The 19,680-nt window shown below is 51.5% G+C and carries 17 protein-coding genes and 1 pseudogene; 4 read left to right on the top strand and 14 right to left on the bottom strand.

Annotated features, from left to right (window positions below; genetic code table 11):
* The first annotated feature begins 15 nt into the window (after window positions 1-15).
* Window positions 16-927, top strand: coding sequence for a carbohydrate ABC transporter permease (locus AC0YOA_RS02530; RefSeq protein ID WP_210043863.1), 912 nt, complete (start codon window positions 16-18; stop codon window positions 925-927).
* A complete protein-coding gene (locus tag AC0YOA_RS02535; protein ID WP_210043864.1) occupies window positions 924-1,766 on the top strand; it encodes a carbohydrate ABC transporter permease in 843 nt (280 codons plus the stop codon). The genes AC0YOA_RS02530 and AC0YOA_RS02535 overlap by 4 nt, the downstream gene beginning before the upstream one ends.
* An 81-nt stretch (window positions 1,767-1,847) precedes the next feature.
* Here the strand turns inward: AC0YOA_RS02535 and AC0YOA_RS02540 are convergent, their stop codons facing one another.
* From AC0YOA_RS02540 to AC0YOA_RS02555, 4 genes are all read right to left on the bottom strand, one after another.
* On the bottom strand, window positions 1,848-2,393 hold the full coding sequence (locus tag AC0YOA_RS02540) for a DUF2812 domain-containing protein (protein ID WP_475785263.1): 546 nt from the start codon (window positions 2,391-2,393) through the stop codon (window positions 1,848-1,850).
* Window positions 2,393-2,719 carry a PadR family transcriptional regulator gene (locus AC0YOA_RS02545; RefSeq protein ID WP_475785264.1) on the bottom strand — a complete coding sequence of 109 codons (327 nt, stop codon included), beginning with the start codon at window positions 2,717-2,719 and terminating at the stop codon, window positions 2,393-2,395. The genes AC0YOA_RS02540 and AC0YOA_RS02545 overlap by 1 nt, the downstream gene beginning before the upstream one ends.
* Before the next feature lie 169 nt (window positions 2,720-2,888).
* Entirely contained in the window at window positions 2,889-3,467 is a 579-nt protein-coding gene (locus AC0YOA_RS02550) for a class I SAM-dependent methyltransferase (RefSeq protein WP_475785265.1), read from the bottom strand.
* Between the two features lie 168 nt (window positions 3,468-3,635).
* The gene (locus AC0YOA_RS02555) at window positions 3,636-4,400 is read right to left on the bottom strand and encodes an SDR family oxidoreductase (RefSeq protein ID WP_475785266.1); all 765 of its coding nucleotides are present in this window, start codon (window positions 4,398-4,400) and stop codon (window positions 3,636-3,638) included.
* A gap of 227 nt (window positions 4,401-4,627) precedes the next feature.
* On the opposite strand from AC0YOA_RS02555, the pseudogene AC0YOA_RS02560 reads away from it, so the two are divergent.
* A pseudogene (locus AC0YOA_RS02560) lies at window positions 4,628-4,939 on the top strand (NmrA family NAD(P)-binding protein); the annotation flags it as partial.
* 78 nt (window positions 4,940-5,017) lie between these two features.
* On the opposite strand, the gene AC0YOA_RS02565 reads toward AC0YOA_RS02560, so the two are convergent.
* Window positions 5,018-5,614, bottom strand: a complete 597-nt coding sequence (locus AC0YOA_RS02565) for a TetR/AcrR family transcriptional regulator (RefSeq protein ID WP_475785267.1) — start codon at window positions 5,612-5,614, stop codon at window positions 5,018-5,020.
* 102 nt (window positions 5,615-5,716) lie between these two features.
* Between AC0YOA_RS02565 and AC0YOA_RS02570 the strand changes: the two genes are divergently transcribed.
* Window positions 5,717-6,781: a tetratricopeptide repeat protein gene (locus AC0YOA_RS02570; RefSeq protein WP_475785268.1), complete on the top strand. Its 1,065-nt coding sequence runs from the start codon at window positions 5,717-5,719 to the stop codon at window positions 6,779-6,781.
* A 91-nt stretch (window positions 6,782-6,872) separates the two neighbouring features.
* Here AC0YOA_RS02570 and AC0YOA_RS02575 read toward each other — a convergent pair whose 3' ends face one another.
* From AC0YOA_RS02575 to AC0YOA_RS02615, 9 genes are all read right to left on the bottom strand, one after another.
* The gene (locus tag AC0YOA_RS02575; protein WP_475785269.1) at window positions 6,873-8,534 is read right to left on the bottom strand and encodes an S-layer homology domain-containing protein; all 1,662 of its coding nucleotides are present in this window, start codon (window positions 8,532-8,534) and stop codon (window positions 6,873-6,875) included.
* A gap of 138 nt (window positions 8,535-8,672) precedes the next feature.
* Window positions 8,673-10,844 (bottom strand): amidase family protein, encoded by a 2,172-nt coding sequence (locus AC0YOA_RS02580; protein WP_475785270.1) that lies wholly within the window; start codon window positions 10,842-10,844, stop codon window positions 8,673-8,675.
* Between the two features lie 528 nt (window positions 10,845-11,372).
* Entirely contained in the window at window positions 11,373-12,716 is a 1,344-nt protein-coding gene (locus AC0YOA_RS02585; RefSeq protein WP_475785271.1) for a sulfatase family protein, read from the bottom strand.
* 30 nt (window positions 12,717-12,746) lie between these two features.
* Window positions 12,747-13,739, bottom strand: a complete 993-nt coding sequence (locus AC0YOA_RS02590) for a LacI family DNA-binding transcriptional regulator (protein WP_475785272.1) — start codon at window positions 13,737-13,739, stop codon at window positions 12,747-12,749.
* A 6-nt stretch (window positions 13,740-13,745) separates the two neighbouring features.
* Window positions 13,746-15,110, bottom strand: coding sequence for a sulfatase family protein (locus AC0YOA_RS02595; protein WP_475785273.1), 1,365 nt, complete (start codon window positions 15,108-15,110; stop codon window positions 13,746-13,748).
* A gap of 24 nt (window positions 15,111-15,134) precedes the next feature.
* Window positions 15,135-16,646, bottom strand: coding sequence for an ABC transporter substrate-binding protein (locus tag AC0YOA_RS02600; protein ID WP_475785274.1), 1,512 nt, complete (start codon window positions 16,644-16,646; stop codon window positions 15,135-15,137).
* 85 nt (window positions 16,647-16,731) lie between these two features.
* A complete protein-coding gene (locus AC0YOA_RS02605) occupies window positions 16,732-17,574 on the bottom strand; it encodes a carbohydrate ABC transporter permease (RefSeq protein ID WP_475785275.1) in 843 nt (280 codons plus the stop codon).
* 15 nt (window positions 17,575-17,589) lie between these two features.
* Window positions 17,590-18,546 (bottom strand): carbohydrate ABC transporter permease, encoded by a 957-nt coding sequence (locus tag AC0YOA_RS02610; protein WP_475766224.1) that lies wholly within the window; start codon window positions 18,544-18,546, stop codon window positions 17,590-17,592.
* A gap of 214 nt (window positions 18,547-18,760) precedes the next feature.
* Entirely contained in the window at window positions 18,761-19,678 is a 918-nt protein-coding gene (locus AC0YOA_RS02615) for an ABC transporter substrate-binding protein (protein WP_475785276.1), read from the bottom strand.
* Window positions 19,679-19,680 lie beyond the last annotated feature (2 nt).

Below are 19,680 nucleotides of genomic sequence, written 5' to 3' on the forward strand. Positions count from 1 at the left end.
CCGAGGTGGAGAGAAATGCAAACTGTAAACAGACAAAAACGTATATCAGGGAAATATAAAGGCTTGCTGTATATCAGCCCCTGGATCATCGGCTTCCTTATTTTTCAGCTCTACCCTTTCTTTGCTTCCATGTATTATTCCTTCACATCGTTTGATTTGATGAGCGCGCCCAAATGGATCGGGTTCGATAATTACATCACTATGTTCACAAAAGATGATATGTTCAGGCAGTCGCTGAAGGTGACGCTCATATACAGTCTGATCGCCGTTCCCTTGAAGGTATCCTTCGCCCTGCTCGTCGCCGTTATCCTGAACGTCAAGATGAGGGGCGTTCATTTCTTCCGGACGGTCTATTACCTGCCTTCCATCCTCGGCGGCAGCGTTGCCGTCGCCGTGCTTTGGCGTTTTCTGTTCATGAAGGAAGGCATCGTGAACCAGATGATATCCTATGTCGGAATACCGGCAATCGACTGGCTGGGCAATCCGCATATCGCGTTATTCACCATTTCGACGCTGGCCGTCTGGCAGTTCGGGTCTTCAATGGTCTTGTTCCTCGCAGGATTAAAGCAGGTGCCGGGCGAGCTTTACGAAGTGGGACGGGTGGATGGCGCTTCAAGGATCAGGATGTTCTTCTCCGTCACGCTGCCCTTGCTGACGCCGATCCTGCTGTTCAATCTGATTATGCAAACGGTGAACGCTTTCCAGGAATTCACCGGCGCATTCGTTATTCTGCCGGACGGCGGACCGCTGAAGTCCACCTATCTCTATGGCATGAAGCTGTACGATGAAGGCTTCAAGTTTCTGAAAATGGGCTATGCTTCCGCCCTATCCTGGATTTTGTTTCTTATCATTTTCGCCATCACCGCCCTTGTCATCAAATCATCCAGCTATTGGACGCATTATGAAGACGGAGGTGACCGCAAATGAAAACAGGTGTCCTGCCACGGCAAACGGTTTTGTTTCTTTTCATGTGCCTGTTCGGTTTAGTGATGGTCTATCCGCTCATATGGCTGGTCGGAGCTTCGCTCAAATCCAATCAGGAAATCTTCGGCTCGCTGAGCTTGTGGACAAGCCACGCGCAGTGGGATTCCTACCGGAAGGGTTGGATGGGCGCCGGCCAGTATACCTTTACGCTTTATTTTATCAACACCTTGAAGCTCGTGATTCCCACGGTTCTGCTGACCGTAGTCTCAAGCACAATTGTCGGGTACGGCTTTGCGAGATTCAATTTTCCGCTGAAGAAGCTTTTCTTCACGCTGATGATCTCGACGCTGATGCTTCCCCAGGCCGTGCTCGTCATTCCGCGATATATTCTATTCAAGAATCTGGACTGGCTGAACAGCTATTATCCGTTTATCGTTCCGGCGGCACTCGCGACGAATGCCTTCTTCGTCTTCATGATACTGCAGTTTCTTCGCGGGCTCCCGCGCGAGCTTGACGAATCGGCCAAAATGGACGGTGCCGGCACTTTTGTCATCCTGGTCCGGATTCTGGTTCCACTTGCCAAACCCGCATTGGTCTCGGCTGCTATTTTCGAATTCATCTGGACCTGGAATGACTTCTTCAACTCCTTGATCTACATTACCAGCGTCAAAAAATATACCGTTGCGCTTGCGCTCAGAATGGCGCTCGACAATTCCAGCAGCGCCCCCTGGAATCAGGTGCTCGCCATGTCGGTCGTTGCGATTCTGCCCTGTATTCTCGTCTTCTTCCTGGCCCAGAAATACTTTGTGGAAGGCATTGCCACAACGGGCATCAAGGGTTAGAGGGCACAGATTAAGCTACAAGCAAAGAGCATCGCTCCCCCATTCGAGGCGGCGATGCTCTTTGCTTTGCGCCAAAACCGGTTATTCCCTGATCGCTTTCTCCTGATGAAGCCTTCTGATTTTCTTCCTGATCCTGATTCCCAGTCCCAGCAGCAAAATTCCCATTATGGCCAGCATACAGCTGAGCACAAGATTCAGAATGAATAAACGGCCAGACTGGTTAAGTCCAATTACGATTTCCACCAAACACACTGCAAACTCTGCCAACGCCAATGTTGTCCAAAATGTATTTATTTTCTCGTAGTGCTTTATTTTTGACCCGATATCGGTGTACAGCTCAAATTCCCCCTCGGCCGCTTTTTTGCGGAGATAAATCCAGCGGGTATAGGAAGCCACATGCTCGATCCCGTTCTCCTCCAGAAAAGCAATATACTCACCACTCTCGGGATGAGCGGGGAGATTATCCAAAAACTCAATCCGGTACACATATTCGTTCTTCGGAGTTTCCTCAAAGACATATTTGCACCAGGTATACCCCGTAAGCGCCCATCCTTTTGCGGCCATTTCATTCAGCCACTGCTCTTCCTTCTCGTAATCCCAAAAGGCTTTGCGTACAATATGTTCCATTATTGCTCCTCCCCTGCTATCTGTTCTCCGTTCATGAGCAGCTCTCTAAGTCTGGCTATTTCATCCCGAACCATTAATTTTCCCAGGTCAGTAATGACATACTGTTTCTTGCGGGAATCTTTCTCGTTGTCGAGGAGTGTGATCCATTTCTTCTCGGACAAGGTATTAATCGCACCATACAGCGTACCGGCACCAAGATTGACCCGTGCATGACTTAAATCCTTCACGTTCTGCATAATCCCGTACCCATGCAGGGGTGTGAACAAAGACAGCAGAATATAGAACACAGCTTCCGTTAAAGCGCCTCTTTCAGTGCTTTCCGGCAATGCGGCCACCTCCATCTATTACGGTTACCAATATATCGGCTTACGTAGTAATTGTATCGTAAGCCGATATAGTCGTCAAGCACAAAAAAACACGGTTGTATCATGCTACAACCGTGTCCTTGGGAAAACTTAGTTCCGCTTTTTAATGTCACTCATGGGGAGAAAATGGCTAAAGCTTGGTCTTGATTGCGAGCAAAGCATCCACCCGCGCATGGCTGCTGCCGAATGCCCGCATAAAGGCCAGGTTCTCCGGGCCATGGAACTGCTTCATGATGATCACATCGTAACCGAGACTATCCAGTTCCTCCGCCTCCCAGCCGCTGTGGTGCGCCTGAAATATTTCCCCGTTCATTCCGTAATGGTCTACGTCATCCTGAGGGAAGTAGCCTCTGGGCGTAAACACAATCACATGATGCTTGGCAATTTCATCTGCGCTCTGCAGCAGCGCCAGGCCTTCCTGTTTCGTGAAATGCTCAATCGAGTCGATGAACGAAACCGCCGATACAGAACCGGGGACGAACAGCCGGGACATCTGATGGGCGTCGGCGTTAAGCGGAATTACATGACTTCCGTTATATTGGCGGTTGATTAAATACGGCCGGTGGATATCCATCGCCACAATATGATTGAAATTCATATATTCGAGCATTGTGCCAAGGCCGCTGCCCACATCAAGCAGACTGTCCCGATAAATTATTCTTCCGTTCAAAAGCGTCATAAAGTCCCGCTCGTACGTCTCCAGAATCATGGTTATCCCTCCAAGTTATCTGACGGTATCCTGTAAACATATTTTATGAAGCAAAAAAGAATTAGAGACGGCGCTTGTACGCTGAAACACCGTTTTGCCAACAAAAAAAGAGCCTTTCTCTGCAGAAGGGCTCTCTTCCATACGGTTTAACAAAAGCATTCTGGCGATTTACAAATGGGACCCTCCGCTGGCGTCTATCAGCTGCCCGGTTATCCAGCGGCTGTCCGGGGAAGCCAGAAAAGCAGCAATATCCGCGACATCCCCAGGCTGTCCCCATCTACCAAAGACCGAATAATCCGCACCGAATTTCTCTCCCTCAGGATCCTGCAGCACCGCGGCATTCATATCCGTGGCAACGAAGCCGGGCCGGATGGCATTGATCGTTATTCCGCGCGGTCCAAGCTGGTTGGACAATGCGAGCGTCAGCGCATTAATCGCTCCCTTGGTCATACTGTATACAGCAAGAGCCGGCAGGGAAATTCTTGTCACAGCGGATGACAGATTGATAACGCGTCCCTCATTCCGTAATCGCGGAAGCGCCTGCTGGGTCAGGAAGAACGGCGCTTTTACATTGACTCTCATTATTTCGTCGTAGGCGGCTTCCGTTGTCTCCTCAATCGCTGCAGACAGACCGATACCCGCATTGTTGACCAGAATGTCAAGCTGAGTAACGCCCCTTCGTTCCTTCAACGCTTCATCCAGCTTCTCGAACAGAATCTTATATCCATTGGAAAATGAAAGATTCGCCCCAAGCGCGAACGCTGAGCCTCCGCTTTGCTCGATCCCGCGGACAACCTCTACCGCAGCATCCTGGTTCTTGCCATAATGAACGGCCACCAATGCGCCTTCCTCCGCCAGTCTTGCCGCAACGGCACGCCCAATCCCCCGGCTTGCGCCTGTAACCAATGCTACCTTGCCGCTCAATTTACTCATAGTTTCCCAGCTCCTCTTATGTGTAACAAGTGCGCACCTGTCTGACTACAGTTATAACACGAGGCGGGTATTGCCATGTTGCTCTCTCATTCAGGCTGGAGCTGACACGGACGTTAACCTTTCAATAAAAGCCAACAAGGATTGCGGCAGCCATTTCTGCCGGAATTGCCCGGCCGGGTGCCCGCTATTGGAATTAATAAGCGCTATCGCCAGATGCCGCGGGAAATGTTCAGCATTTTGTCTATTCTTCGGCAAGCGGAGCAGAGGCGCAATCGCATTTCCGGACTGTCGCCAAATGGGAAATCGAAAAGCATATTCATACAATCGGTCTGCCTTCTACCATTCTGCGACTCACCTTTTTTATGGAGAATTACATCAGCCCATTCTCCGCAATCCGCAATGGCATCTATGCAGAAGCAATCGCATCTGATACTCCTGTCAATCTTATAGCGGTTGATGATATCGGAGCATTCGTCCAGCGTACGCTGCGGAATCCCGGGCAGTTTATCGGCAGGACGATCGAGCTCGCCAGTAACTCGCTGACGCCGCCGGCGACTCGTATTCTAAGTTCCTCGCAGCATCCAATACATTCGAAAAAAAAAACCGAAATAGTTCATCTATTCTGCCGCAGAAACCGGCTGGATTGTGCCGTCCACAATGACAGAGAGGATGGCGTCAGCCATCTGTTCCTTGGCGATCCTGACCGGTTCCTGCCCCCACTGGATGGCCGCCCCAAAAATCGCCCAATTGACGACCTGCACCCTTGCTTCCAATCGCGCAAGCTCTTGCGGATCGTCATCACGATCCTGCTTGATCAGCTGGATGAGGTAATTCTCCAGTTCTTCCTTAATAGTCCGTTCGAGGAGAAGTGCCGGGAAACGCGATGAAGGCTGCTGATGCCGGTATTTGCCCTCAAAACAGCTCAAAACGGTCAAAATGATAATCTGCAGCGTTTTCTTGTCCCAATACGGATCGGGCGGAAGCGCATCTGTCAGCATTTTTCCAAAATTGTCACGTACGATCTCATCCAACAGCATGTATTTATCTGTATAGTGAATGTAGAATGTGCCCCGATTGACGTTGGCGCGGTCGGCAATATCCTGTATGGTCACCGCAGCAAAACCCTTTTCGCGCATAATTTCAACAAAACCAGTCCTTATCAGCTGACAAGTCCGCTGTATGCGGCGATCCTCGCCTTTTCTTGTAACTGCCATCCCGCACGCCCCTTTCTTCCAAATCCTTCCTCTATGTTCTGGACATATCCCGCTTTCTCAACAAAATAGACCGGATGTTAATTATACAACAGATACAAGGATTTGATTATTGTCACCACTGTTATAGAGCTCTACTATCATAGTATCTCGACTTACCATAATTCGAAAGGGGAACACAATATGAAAGTCTCTCTGGCCCATTCCAGCGAAATCAGTCAAAAATATTCAGCTGCCTTTGAAGCGCTTGGTGAGATAGCCGAGTCATACCATGCATTTGGGCGATCATCAGATGCGAGACATCTCCTGCAAACTTCACTTCAAGTGGCAGCAGCAGATGAAGCGCGCCCGCAGCGGCTAAAGCTGCTGCTGAAGCAAGGTAAAATTCTCGCGATCGAGTATGTGTATACGAACTCAGATTCCGAGCTGATGTTTTCAACGCTGCTTGAATCAAGGCAACTCGCTGAGGAGGCGAATGATCGTCAGGGATTAGCGGATGCCTTAAGCTTGCTCGGGATGGCTCATTATTTTGTTGATTTAAACTCCAGTCCCTCCATAAACAGTTCCTCAGGACAATACAATGAAGCCCTTGCCAACCAACAGCAGGCTTTGGAGCTGCGGGAAGCATTGGGCGATACGCGGGGAATAAGCGAGTCCACTTTTCTCATCGGTACCGTCTATGAACGCCGGCAGCAGCTGCAAGCAGCATTGGAACATTATGAGAAGGCTTACCGGATTGCCGAGCAGTTCAACCATACCTATGAAAAAACAGAGCCTTCCCGCCACTTGGCGTATCATGCTTTGAGCCAAGGTACCCTGGAGGAGGCGCTCCAATATGCTTTGCAAGCTTTGACCTTGCGTGAGGAAGCCGGTTTTAGGCCCTACCAGCCTCTCGATCATCTGCTGGTAAGTGACATATATCTGAAACAAGGAGATATCGAGCGCGCTTTAAAGCACGCGACCCAGGCATCTGTCCTCGCCAAAGAAATGGGATATAAAAGAGCAATCGCTTCTTCTTTGTTGACAATTGGAGATATCCTGGCCCTCCAGCATGAACAGGATCAAGCGATTGCCCATTATAAACAAGCGCTTCTGCTTGCGAAGGAGCTTCAGCTTCCACTCGGTATCTCAAGAGCGAAAGAACGTCTTGAACGTATCGTTAAATTGTAGAGAAAGCATAAGAATACAAAAAAACAGGCGATCCCTCAACCGGCTTACGCCACGGGAACGCCTGTTATCGCCTTAACTGGCGATCCTTATCCTATTTGTTCAGCAAACGGTAAATCATTTGCGCGGCTTCGGCGCGTGTCGAGCTGTCCTGTGGAACAAACTCTCCAGCCGCACGTCCTTGAACCAGACCGAGCGAAGCTGCTTCTTTCACGTAGCCCAGAGCCCACGTGGAAATCGAAGCCTCATCCTTGAACGATTCGACCGCTGCTCCCGCAGGCTTGCCGTTCAGCGTTTCATAGCTACGCATTGCAAGTGTCACCATCTCCTCGCGGGTGATGTTGGCGCCTGGAGCAAACTTCGCTTCGCTGACGCCTTGAACGATGCCCGCTTTGAAGGCGGCGGCGACATCAGCGGCGTACCATGCATCCGCCGGAACGTCTTCAAATGCCGGTGAGCCTTCCTCCGTCAGTCCGAGCGCCCGAACAAGCAGTGCCGTAAATTCGGCGCGGGTCACATTGCGGGCCGGTTTGAATTTGGTGTCGCTGATGCCGGTAACGATTTGCTTGGCGAACAGCTCCTTGATGACTTCGGAAGCCCAGTGGCTGTCTGGAACGTCAGAGAATATTTTGTTGATCTCCAGCACCGCATAGGAGCTGAAATGAGTGATTTGGGCAGCGAATTCGCCATTTTCGTATGTGCCTCCGATGAACTCAGGCAATCCGCTGTCCGGCAGATAGAAGATGGAAGCCAGCTTCGGATTAACCGAAGCAGCAACGGCCAACCGGATGGTCAACGGCTCATTGAATTCATGGATATCGTAGCTGCTGCCGTCCGCTGCAATCCACTGAAGCGCAAGCTCGTAAGCGGAGCCGGCAATTGTGGTATCCGCTCCGAATTTGGCCGGATCGGCTGCTGCCGCAGGATTGATCGTCAGGAGGAATGAGCCGTCTTTTAATTGCGCCTCAGTCAACTGGCCCTTCAGCTGCGTGAAAGAAGCAGCCGGAATTTCCAGCTTCGCCTTGCCAGCGACCACGTTTAGCAGCGTCCTCCCAAGCAAATCCGCTGTGTCGGCGGGCAGCTTGAGTGCTGTTGCGGGACCTGTCAGTTCAACAGTTGCTTTGCCTTGTCCGTCATCCTTTAATTGATCCGCAGTTACGGTTACGGGATCAACTGCCGGTGTCGTTGGTCCTGTAGGACCGGAAGGACCTGTCGGACCGGTTCCGCCTCCGCTGTCCGGATTGGGATTGGAAATGCTCCCCGATCCCACCTCGACAGAAGTCGTAAAATTATTTGCAACCGATGAGGTCGATAGATTCGAATCAATGAGCTGGATCTCTTTGAGATTGAGCTCGGCATCGCCTTCATTCACCGCTGTGAATGTGAACGTTGCCAGATCGACCGAACCGCTGTCGCCTGCCCCGTTCCCTGTCTTGGTATGGGCAAATACGACATGGGCTCCTCCTGTTTCCGATACGGTGGCCGGAGCGCTGAAGCCGACCACGGTCGATGTCTCGCTGCCCTGCTTGAATGCCAGCAGACTGGAGTTGAAATAAAGATGAAGTTCATAAGCATATACATCCTGGAGGCCCGTTCCCCTTACGGTAACCGTAACTTCCTCACCCTTTTTCAAGGCGCTATTGGAGGCTTCCACGGAAAAGGACGGGGAGCTGGCCGCAGCCATCGCGAATTGCGGCAGCATGAGCGCTATCGCCAGGCATATTGTTGTAAACAGGATCAGTCTTTTACGCGCCATATACAGGTTCTTCCTTTCTCTTATAGGTGAACAGGCGACAAGCTTTGACGAGGAGGACGATATAAGGCTGCTGATCAACCGCTTCCGTCCTCCATCGTCCCTTCCTAATTGAATCGGATTACCGCTGCGATGCCGGGATTAATTGACAGGCAGCGCGGGTACGCTTGCCGGCACTACACGATTGTGCGTCGCCTGCTCATAAGAGTAACCAAGCTTGATCAGTTCGCCTTCCGCGTAAGGACGGCCAAGAAGTTCAATGCCAATCGGAGTGCCGCTTGGAACGAAGCCAGCCGGTATGCTGATCGCCGGGAAGCCGGAGAATGGACTCAGACGGTTCGCACTGCCTGCGTTTGAGCCTGTAGGGCCAGAAGTCGACGGATACAGCAACGCGTCCAGATCATTGTCAGCCATCACTTTAAGCAGGTTTTGCTGGGTGGTTTGCGGCCTGAACAACACAATATCCTTATACTCCGGCGTGAACAGCTCCTGAATATTATTTCTTGTATTCAACGTACCTGCCAGAGACGGCAAGAAATCCGTACGGGATGCAATAATGTCCGAAAGAGTATGATAACGGACCGCGGGGTCAGCCTTGTTGGCCAGATAGTCATTCAGCTGAAACTTGAATTCGAATCCGCTGAGACTTGGATAACCCATAATCTTGTCGATTTCCGGTATGGTTACATCAACAACCGTCGCACCCTGCGCTCTCATATCTTCAGCCGCTTGATCGAGCAGGTTTAGCACTGCCTCGTTGCTGCCCGTTATCGCTTTGTCTCTGATAAGTCCGATGTGGGCGCCTTTTAGTCCGTCCTTCACCAGATATTGGGTATAGCTGGCCGGTTTTTTGCCAATGCTGGCCGCTGTTGCGATATCTGTCGGATCATAGCCGCTGACCGCATCAAGCATAATGGCGGCATCGGATACCGTTCTGGCCATTGGTCCGCCAACATCCTGCGTCAAGGCGAGTGGAATAATCCCGTCACGGCTGGTCAGCCCGATCGTAGGTCTGATGCCGACAATACTGTTATAGGAGGAAGGAATACGAATCGAGCCGCCCGTGTCCGTACCGAGACCGGCAACCCCGAAGTTCGAAGCAAGGGACGCTCCCGTGCCTCCGCTGGATCCGCCCGGATTTTTGGTCAAATCGTATGGATTTTTTGTTTGACCGCCCAGGGAGCTATTCGTATCGGTGTTAATGGCAAATTCGCTCAGGTTGGCTTTGGCCAGAATAATCGCTCCGGCTGCCTTCAGCTTTTGAATCATGAAAGCGTCGGTTTGCGTTTGATTGTCCTTCAAGCAGGTACAGCCGGCGCTCGTAGGCATGCCCGTCGTATCGTAATTATCCTTCACGATAATCGGAATACCGTGCAGCAGGCCTATTGGGCCGCTTGTCTTGCGCTCCTCATCCAGAGCCGCCGCCGTTGTCAGCGCATCCGCATTAATGGTGATCAGCGAATTAATAGTCGGGCCCTGCTTGTCGTAAGCAGCGATCCGGTCCAGATACATCTGCACCAGCTGCACCGAGGTCAGCTTGCCTGCAGCCATCGCATTCTGAATGCTCATAATATCGGCTTCCATCAGCTGGAACGACTTGCCGTTGTCATAAAGAACAATTCTGCCGAGGGCTGCCAGGTCGGGTAAGTCGATTGTGCCGGTATGGTTGTAATCCGCCGACGAGACCAGCGCCCAGTTCTGGTCCTGTGAAGCGATGCCGAAATATTTGATCAGAATAGAAAGATCTCCTACGTCGATAAAGCTGTTGCCGTTCAGGTCGCCTGGAGCGGTGCCGGAAATCCGCAAGGCAAGGGCTTGCTCAGGAGTCTGTACTGTACCCCTGTCCGAGAGTCCAAGCTCTACAAAACCGGTGATTCCGCTGATGTCGGTTGCCGCTTTCGCTTTGAAAGTCAGCGAGAGCACAGCGCCGGTTTGAGTCAGGCTGCCAGCCGTATCCGTCGCCACGATCGTAACCTTGCCGGCTTCCTTGTTCTCGCCGGCAATGCTTACTGCAGGGTTTGCAGATGCCGCCTGTATGTAATCAAATAAAGTTTGGTCATATTCAAAAATAAATTTCCCTGCTGTCGCATCGCCTGCAGCGCCGGTCAAGGATACATTCACATTAAAGTTCTCATTGACAACGGTTGCAGTCGGACCGGACAGTTGAACGGCCGCTGAAACCTCAGGGGAAACGACTGGAACGATGTCCTCGGCGTAAGCGCTGCGGGCTCCGAACGGAGCACTGAAAATCGCAGCTGCCAACGAGACGCTGAGCAGCAGCGGGCTTGCATATTTAGAAAAGGGTTTAATCATGGCTTCCTCCTTGGTTGTACGTCAACCTCATTTAATGTAATAAAAAATAACGTTTTTCAAGTTCGACAAATCAATCCGGAACAACTCTTATAAACCGCCCCTATTATGTCATGTTTTCTACCATCTCCTTTTATATTGTCATAATATATCACATAAATAATATGATGTATATGAGATTTTTTAATAGAGAAAAATTTTAAAATCCGTTTAAATTCGCTGCATACAACCGTTTTCATCAATTTCCATTCCATTCGATTCCTCTAAATATAGTCTATATGATTTTAGATCATGTTATTTTATATTACATAAAGATTAAAGCCTCAATATTATCTCGTTACCCTAGTTTAAATATAATAAAAGAGCGTTTTCATATAGTTTCGTGATCAGCTTGTCTGACTGGTAATTTGGAAGCGGACAGCCATATGCGGTAAATAGAAAATTAACCCGAACAAATAAGCCCCCGGCAGTCCGGAGGCTCATTTATTTGGGGTATGGCTCGCCGAGCCTGTCTCAGCGTCACAACCAGGTTTATTTCTCGTGTATCGATATACGGCGCTGCACAGAAGGCCTCGTTTCCGCCGGGATAATAACGGGAGCGTATCCTTCGACTTGTAAAATCTTTTCTGTGAGCCGTCCGCGAAGCTTCCGGGTAATACGGTCATAAGCGTCGAGCCCGATCAAATTGGTCAATTCGTAAGGATCCGCTTCAAGATCATACAGAAACTGCTCCACATAGGTATCCGAGGCACTGTCCTCCCACCCGTCCTTGTCAGGAGCGGATACGCTGTATTTCCAGCGCGGGGTGCGCAGCGCACGCCCCACCTGCGACTCGCTGATCTGCACAAAAACATCATCCGGCCGTTCTTCCTCGACCTTCCTGATTGCCGGAAGTATGGACGAGCCCTGCATAGAAGCCGGTATTGGAATGTCTGCTGCATCCAGCAGCGTCGGCGGAAGATCAATGAGACTAACCAGCCGCTGCACCTGCCCGCCTCCTTTAAAACCGGGACCGGTGATAGCCGTCGGCACCCGGATTGAGCTGTCATGGCAGGAGCGCTTATATTCGCTGTTTCTCGTTTTGAAATGGCAGCCATGATCGGAGGTGAACAGAACAACGGTATTGTCGGACAGCCCCAGACTCCGAAGGGTATCCGTCAATCGGCCAAAAGCTTCATCCAGGCGCTTGACCATGCCGTAGTAGCCGCCCAGATGCTGGGGAGCGCTTCCTCCCAATGCGGTCAAGTCCGGCGGAGTCCATTTGCCTGTATATTGGCTCTCATAGCCGATCGGCGCCGGATAATTGTCCAGATGATTCTGGTGGTGCGGCTCTATATAAGACAAGAATAAAAAGAACGGATCCTCCTGATGCTTGTCGATATAACGTATGGCGGCATCCGTTATCGCATCCACCCGGTATCCCGGAAGCTTGACCGGTTCGTTGTCATTGTTGTACATGACGGTGTCATACGAATCTGAAGTAAATTCCAGTAGGTTGGAAGCCAGCCAGTAATCATAGCCTCCCCGCTTCCCCGCAGGAACGGGCTCTTCATCAGCCAGATGCCATTTGCCAATATACCCTGTGCGGTAACCGGAGCCGGAGAAATAATGAGCCAGTGTCTGACTGTCCTCCGGAAGCGGGATTGAATTCCGGTAGCACCCGGTCGATGTGGCGTATTTACCGGTCTGCAGAGATGACCGGGCCGGAGCGCACACAGGCTGGCATGTAAAGGAATTGGCGATATGCGTTCCTTCCTGCGCCATACGGTCAAAGTTGGGCGTAAGACCCAGCGGATTGCCATGCACGCCTGTTGTATCCCAGCGCTGTTGGTCTGTGAAGAAAACAATAACATTTGGACGGGTTTGTTTGCTCATAGTCAGCTGCTCCTTTGGCCCGGTGGCCTGTTATGACAATCCCGAAGCTTCTTTTGTCGTATCCCTGACAATTAATCTTGTCGGCAGTGTCGTCTGGATTTTCTTATAGGTTTTCTGCCGGAGCAAATGATCGAAAGCCGTTACTGCGGTTTGGCCGATGCTGTAAATCGGCTGATGCACCGTAGTCATCGGAGGATTCATGAGGGGCGATACCGCATAATCCCCGAAGCCCGCCAGAGAGATCTCGTCCGGCACCCGGATTCCCAGCTTTTGCAGCTGACTGCTGACAGCCAATGTTCCCCTGTATGTCGTGCAGAATATAGCCGTCGGCCCGGCTTCCTGCAGCATATGTTTGACGGTTTGCAGCTGGTCCTCACGGGGATCAAGCTCCTGTACCCATTTGGGGTCAACCTGCAGGCCTTCTGCCAGCATTGCTTCCTGGTAGCCATTGACCCGATCTCTGTCGCAGGGATGAAGGATGGGGGCATGGAACAAAGCAATGCGCTTATGCCCAAGCCGGATGAGATGCCGCACCGCTTCCCGGCAGCCGCCGACATTGTCGATATCCACCCAGGTAATATCGGAGTCCGGATAGGATGCGGCAAGCACGACATGCGGAATACCGAATTGGACTAGGGAGTCAGGCAATCCGGACTTGAGCGGCGGGTTAATAACCAATAGCCCCTGCAGGCCGGCCGAACGGCAAAAGTGCGCGATATCCTTGGATTCATGCAGAGCTTTGCCTGCGTAAGGGATTAAGGTCAAATGCATATCCAGCGAATATGCGGTCTCCATAATTCCGTTCATCAATTCTCCCATATATTCAGGAAAGGAAATAGCGGGAGTTATAATACCGATCGTATCCTGGCGGTTCGTGACCACAGTAGGCCGAAACCCGTGCTCATTCATGAATTGGATGACCTTATCGCGGGTTTCTGTATTCACATCCGGCTTGTTGTTCAGAATCCGGGAAACGGTGGAGACGGATACCCCGCAATTTTCTGCGATTTTTTTGATATTCAATACGGCTTAACCCCCCGGCAAATGACCTTCTGCTTGCAGAATCCGCTGCTGTGCCCGCTGAAATTCATGAGCCCTGTCGTCTTCGAGCTCCGGCGTGCAGATGCGCCGCAGCTCGCTCTCAAGCTCAGCCGCCTTGCCGGGATGCTCGCCATACATATTATAGAGCTCATCCGGATCGTCGCGAAGCTGGAAAAGCTGATTGGGCGCATCGATGTTGAAGATCAGCTTCCAATCCCCTTTACGGAGCATATATCCCCCTCCGCGGGTTCCGTGCCCATGATATTCCGAGAAGACGACTCTCTCGCGGTCCTCCGCAGGAATCGTCTGCAGAGGCTGGCCGGACCAATTGTCCGGTCTGTCCGCCTTGGCGGCATAGAATAAGGAAGCCTGGATATCGTGGGAATCTACCAGCGTGGTCACCCGTTCTCCTTTGACGAAGTCGGGGCCTGCCGCAATGCACGGAATTCGCACGGAATCCTCATACAGCGAGCATTTCCACCACATGCCGAATTTACCGAGCATCTCCCCGTGATCCGAGGTGTAGATGACATTCGTATTGTCATTCCAGCCGCCCTCCTGCATGGCATCCATAAGCCTGCCAAGCTGCCGGTCTATAAAGCTGACATTGCCAAGATACCCTCTTCGCAGTCCGCGCACCTGCTCTTCTGTGAACAGATCAGTCTGGAAGTGATCCCTTAGATCCTGGGCGTATGGATGCCTGGCGCTGTCCTCATCCTTGCTGTAGCGCGGCAAATCCCCGCCTTCGGGATACAGATCCCAGAACTCCTGCGTGTTCCATTGGGGAAAATGAGGGTTCAACAGATTGATCGTCAAGCTCCAGGGCTGCTTCAAGGCAGGCGCGGCATGCTTCAGCCAGTCCAGCGCAGCATTCATCACCTTCAGATCATCGTCGAAGGCTGTCTCCTTGATGCCGAAGCCCTGTGCCCGTTCTGCGGCATCCCCGCGGATGGCAAGCGGGCGGCGGACAAAGTTGGTATCGCCGGGCTGCTTCACGTCCTTGCTGTAATGTATTTCCGAGAAACCGAGATTTTCAGCCCGGTCATACACATGCGTTTTGCCGAAATGAACCGTGTAGACACCCTGTTCCTTCAACACTTCTCCGTATGTCGGAAAATCGGACCGAAGCCCGACGTTGCAGTTGCTGTAAGCCTGAAGCTCATGCACGCGCCTGCCGGACATGAACGCGGATCTGCTCGGAGAGCATAACGGTGAAGGGCAGTAGGCATTCTCATACAATGTGCCCTCCCTTGCCAAACGCTCCAGATTCGGCGTACGGAGAAAGCTGTGGCCGTAAACCGACGAATAAAAAGGGTTATGCTCATCCGAGATCAATAGGATGCTGTTGCTCATTTTCCGATCCCCTCCAGCTTGTCATCATTTCAAAGCTTTATAGTCATCTGCCGTGTAATCTTTGGCAAGATCCCAATTCGGGAATGCAAAATCATTCAATCCCACATTGACGCCGGATGCCTTAACTTTATCGACCGCATCGCCAAGTCCTTTGTTCAATTTATCGGTATAAGCCTTTAATTGAGCCTGCGGGTCTGTCTGGGCACCCGACAGCAAGGACTGGAGAATATCATTAAATCCCGGTTTGATCTTCGGCTGGTCGATGGATCCAAGCTCCACGATGACCTGGGCCGTCAGCGGATTTCTCACTGCATAATCAGGCCTTACCTTGAGCAGGTCCTTATGAAGCTGAATGAAGGTATCGAACTCCGGATATGGATACAATGACTCGTTATTATTGATGCTCTCGATCGGGGTGAGCGCCACGCCACTGTTCAAATATTTCTCGTAGAACATCGGACCCGTGAATCCATTCTCCAGAAAGGTTCCGACTTCCTTGGCATTCTTGGTTGAAGCCGAAATCATATAGCCCGCAGGATTGGCCGGCACATAATAGTAAGTCGGTTTGCTGCCGTCTGGAGTCGGGACCGCCGCCAGACCGAACTTCGCATCCGGTGTATCCCGTTTGACCAGCCACATGCGGGCCCGGCTGTCAATCAGGAAAGCCGCTTTATTTTGCCCGAACAGGGTCGCTGCTTCCGCCCCCTTCATCGTATACGAGGAAGGCAGAATGCTGCCGTCCTGCTTCAGCTTTTGAAGAAGATTGAAGGAATCCAGCGTCGCTTTGCCATCATAAGCATATTTTCCGGACTTATAGTTAAACCCGCCCGACTCCTCCGGGGCTACACCCGCAGCAAAAGCATTGACAAAATTCGTGACGCCGGACTCTCCGCCGCCAAAGACGAATCCGAACACGTCGCCTTTGCCCTTGTCCGTTACCGTCTTGGCCATTGCCGTCAGCTCGTCCCAGGTTGCAGGCGGTTTCTCTGGGTCCAGGCCGGCTTGACTCAGCACGTCCTTGTTGTAGTACAGAATGTAGTTCAGCTGCGGGCCGGTAAGCGGCCAGCTGTAGGTTTTGCCGTCAATGACATTCACGCCCTCGGCGAAGCTGCCCGGAACAAAATTGTCCTTCCACGTATCCGACACCAGCCCGTCAAAAGGCATCGCTTGCCCTTTGGCTACGAAGGTACGGATATCGGAGCCGGACGGCGTCTGAAAAATATCAGGCATATCGTTGGACGTAATCGCGGCTTGTATCGCTGTATTATATTCGGCGGCCGGCATGTAACGTCCTTCCACCCTGATCTTTCCTTTGTATTTTTCATTGAACTCCGCAATCATGCGTTGGCCCGGGCTTTCATCGCCCTTCAGAAAATCGCTTAAGCCCCATACCGAGATCACTTTTTCTCCGCCGCCTCCGGTCGCCGCAGCATTACTCGGCGCATTCTCAGGCGCATTCTTCGAGCAGCCTGCCAATAGGAGCATGACCGTTCCCAATGCAAGGGCCAATAGCGATTTCCACTTATATTTCCTCATGTTCGTTGTTCCTCCATCTAAAATTTATTAACGGCGCCGTAAGAGAGCAGACTTTCGCGTGTGCAAACGTTGAGCCGCCGCTCCATCAAGCCTTTACGGCCCCTGAGACACCTTCGATAAAATAACGCTGCAGCAGCAGGAACACAACGAGGATGGGGACAAGGGAAATGCTGGCCGCCGCCGCCATTCCTGTCCAGTCCATCGAATTTTCACCGACGAACTGGAACATCCCGACCCCAAGCGTACGCAGCTCAGGCTTCCCGAGTGTGAAAACAAGCGGAATCAGAAAAGCATTCCATGTGAACATAAACTGCATAATAGCCGTTGTTGCGATGATTGGCTTGGACAGCGGCAGCAGGATCTGGGCAAAGGTCCGGAAGAAACCGCTGCCGTCGACCTCAGCCGACTCATGCAGCTCCTTGGGCAGCCCGCGAAAGTATGCGACGAACAGCAGGATGAACAGCACATGGGCTCCGCCAACCTCTCCCAGAATGACACCCCATAGGGTATTATTCAATCCAAGCTGGTTAATGAGGGTATAGATCGGAATGATCGTGTAACCCTGCGGCATAAACATCGTTGCAGTAATCGCGGACATGAATATCAAACGCCCCCTGAAGCGGTAGCGTCCGACCGCGTAGCCGGTCATGGAGCAAACAGCGACCACAATCACGACGACAGCGACCGTAATCAGCACGGTGTTCCAGAAATAAACGGAGAATTGGGCCGTGTCCCAGGCGCGCTTATAGTTCCCGAATTGGAAATGTTCCGGCCATAATGAAATTCCGGAGCTGATATACTCGGTGTTGGTTTTGAATGAAGCCAGGATCATCCACAGGAAGGGGTAAATCCACACGATGCCGAGGCCAATCAGCAGCAAATGAGCCAACAGGATCAGCGGCGACCGCTTTTTCATTTTTTTTGTCATATTGGTCTCCTCCATCTATACGCTGCCGTTTCTGCGGCCTCCGGTCAGTTTGACGAATAGCCCCAAAGCGAGCGATATGATCATAACCACGATTCCATAGAGAACGCCGGCAGCCGATGCGAAGCCGACCCTGGCTTCTCCCGAACCCGAGAAGGCATACCGGTAAATATAAACATCCACCATATCCGTCTTGAACGCGGGACCGCCGTCCGTCATCGCTTTGACCAGATCGAATACATGAAGGGCATTGACGGCCGACATAAGCAAAATGACGCTTCCGACCGGCAGCAGCAGCGGAACTGTAATGTAACGCAGCATTTGAAGAGGGCCTGCCCCGTCGATTTTGGCCGCTTCGAACACATCCTTCGGCAGCGATTGGATGGCGGCGAGCCAGTAGATCAGCTTCATTCCGAAGCTTTTCCAGATGCCGACCAGTACGACTATAAAAAAGGCGGTATCGATGGAGCCGAGAAAGTCTACCGGAGCGCTCAACAGCCCAAGCCGCATCAGAACTTCGTTGACAAGTCCCTTGTACGCTCCGAATATAAAACGCATGACCAAACCGACCACAGCCGTTGTCGTTACTACCGGCAGGAAATAAATCACCCGGTAAACCGTCTTCCCTTTGAACCATTGCGCATTAAGCAGCAAAGCCATCAATAATGCCATAGGCACCTGAATGACGACAACATACAGCATAAAGCTCAGGCTGTTGCCGAACGCATTCCAGAAAATAGGGTCATACAGGGTTTCCTTGAAGTTGTCCAGACCCACATAATCATCCAGCCTGCCGAAGCCGCTCCAGTCGAAGAAGGCATACACATAACTCATAATGATTGGATATAAGGTGAACAACAAAAACAGAACAAGCTGCGGCGCTATAAACAGCAAACACCATAGCTGCTTGCGAGTCTGGTAATGAATCCTCATTCTCTTACCCCTGCCGTTCCCCCCGCTCGCTGCATTGTCCATACCACGACTCCTTTCCATCGATGCATTACTTAGGGTATAGGGCTACTTTTGAAACTATTCCGGTACAGTACCGAAAAAAAACAAAAGAGACTACGCTTATAACAATCACGTGTCTCCGGTGGTCCGGTAAACAGAATATTAAATTATACCAAGTTGAATACTATGAATTGATTATAGCAACATGGTCCAAGGGAGTCAACCATGACTTATTACCCTATTTCTCCTCACCAATGTCGTATTTGTGCAGGAGTCCGTCTACGATCGGACGGTTGGTTTCCAGATACAGATTTACCCATGCGAGCATTTGCATATCGTTTGGCGGTACGGCTATGGCGATGGGATCAGTCTGGTCTTTAATCAGCATGAGTTGAAGCTCAATGGAGTATTTGGGGTTGCTCTCGATTAATCGCTTCAACTGCAATTCATCATAGAAGATTGCATCTATTTCACCCTGAAGCGCTCCATCCATGGATTTGGGAGGTGTTTCATACTGGTGAATCTCTGCCTTAGGAAGCCATTCCTTGGCAAACCCGACATAGGAGGTTCCCGAGATAACGCCTATTTTCAGCGGAGCGGTTTGAAGCAAAGTCAGCAAATTCTGGTTTGAGCCGCCCAGCTGCGCCGCCTTCAGCCGGTTGATAAGCAGTCCCTGGCGCAGGGTAACATACGGTTGTGAGAAGAGTACCTTCTTCGCACGGGATAACGTGGCGCTCAGCTTCGAAACGGCAATGTCCGCTTCCCCCGACGCCACCTGATTCACAACTTCATCGAAGGATTGGGCGGTTCGCAGAAATTCAACCTCTACCCCGAACTTGGCGGCAATGTCCGTTGCCATATCCACATCGCTGCCCGTAAGCTTGCCGTCGGCATCGACATAGAAGAAGGGCTCCCGATCCGTGGAGACCATCGCTACACGCAGCTTTCCACGCTCATAGATTTTCTTCATTCCCGGGGCATAGTACGCCAGTTCCTCTTGCGAAACCTCAACCTTCACGGCAGCAGCCGGCCGGGGACCGGCGGATTCCATTCCGCTCTTTGGCCCTGCGCCTGCTTGGGGATTCTGCTGGCTGCCGCAAGCTGTCATTAAACAGATAACCAACATCCCCAACAGCGGAATCAACATTTTGTTCATCG

It is taken from the genome of Paenibacillus sp. JT22N12 (genome assembly GCF_056269365.1).

Bases quoted from the DNA above. Each gene is read 5' to 3' on its own strand.
- AC0YOA_RS02540 (WP_475785263.1), bottom strand. From the start codon at position 2,393: ATGGAACATATTGTACGCAAAGCCTTTTGGGATTACGAGAAGGAAGAG.
- AC0YOA_RS02595 (WP_475785273.1), bottom strand. From the start codon at position 15,110: ATGAGCAACAGCATCCTATTGATCTCGGATGAGCATAACCCTTTTTAT.
- AC0YOA_RS02530 (WP_210043863.1), top strand. From the start codon at position 16: ATGCAAACTGTAAACAGACAAAAACGTATATCAGGGAAATATAAAGGC.
- AC0YOA_RS02585 (WP_475785271.1), bottom strand. From the start codon at position 12,716: ATGAGCAAACAAACCCGTCCAAATGTTATTGTTTTCTTCACAGACCAA.
- AC0YOA_RS02575 (WP_475785269.1), bottom strand. From the start codon at position 8,534: ATGGCGCGTAAAAGACTGATCCTGTTTACAACAATATGCCTGGCGATA.
- AC0YOA_RS02555 (WP_475785266.1), bottom strand. From the start codon at position 4,400: ATGAGTAAATTGAGCGGCAAGGTAGCATTGGTTACAGGCGCAAGCCGG.
- AC0YOA_RS02600 (WP_475785274.1), bottom strand. From the start codon at position 16,646: ATGAGGAAATATAAGTGGAAATCGCTATTGGCCCTTGCATTGGGAACG.
- AC0YOA_RS02535 (WP_210043864.1), top strand. From the start codon at position 924: ATGAAAACAGGTGTCCTGCCACGGCAAACGGTTTTGTTTCTTTTCATG.
- AC0YOA_RS02615 (WP_475785276.1), bottom strand. From the start codon at position 19,678: ATGAACAAAATGTTGATTCCGCTGTTGGGGATGTTGGTTATCTGTTTA.
- AC0YOA_RS02580 (WP_475785270.1), bottom strand. From the start codon at position 10,844: ATGATTAAACCCTTTTCTAAATATGCAAGCCCGCTGCTGCTCAGCGTC.
- AC0YOA_RS02565 (WP_475785267.1), bottom strand. From the start codon at position 5,614: ATGGCAGTTACAAGAAAAGGCGAGGATCGCCGCATACAGCGGACTTGT.
- AC0YOA_RS02605 (WP_475785275.1), bottom strand. From the start codon at position 17,574: ATGACAAAAAAAATGAAAAAGCGGTCGCCGCTGATCCTGTTGGCTCAT.
- AC0YOA_RS02610 (WP_475766224.1), bottom strand. From the start codon at position 18,546: ATGGACAATGCAGCGAGCGGGGGGAACGGCAGGGGTAAGAGAATGAGG.
- AC0YOA_RS02550 (WP_475785265.1), bottom strand. From the start codon at position 3,467: ATGATTCTGGAGACGTACGAGCGGGACTTTATGACGCTTTTGAACGGA.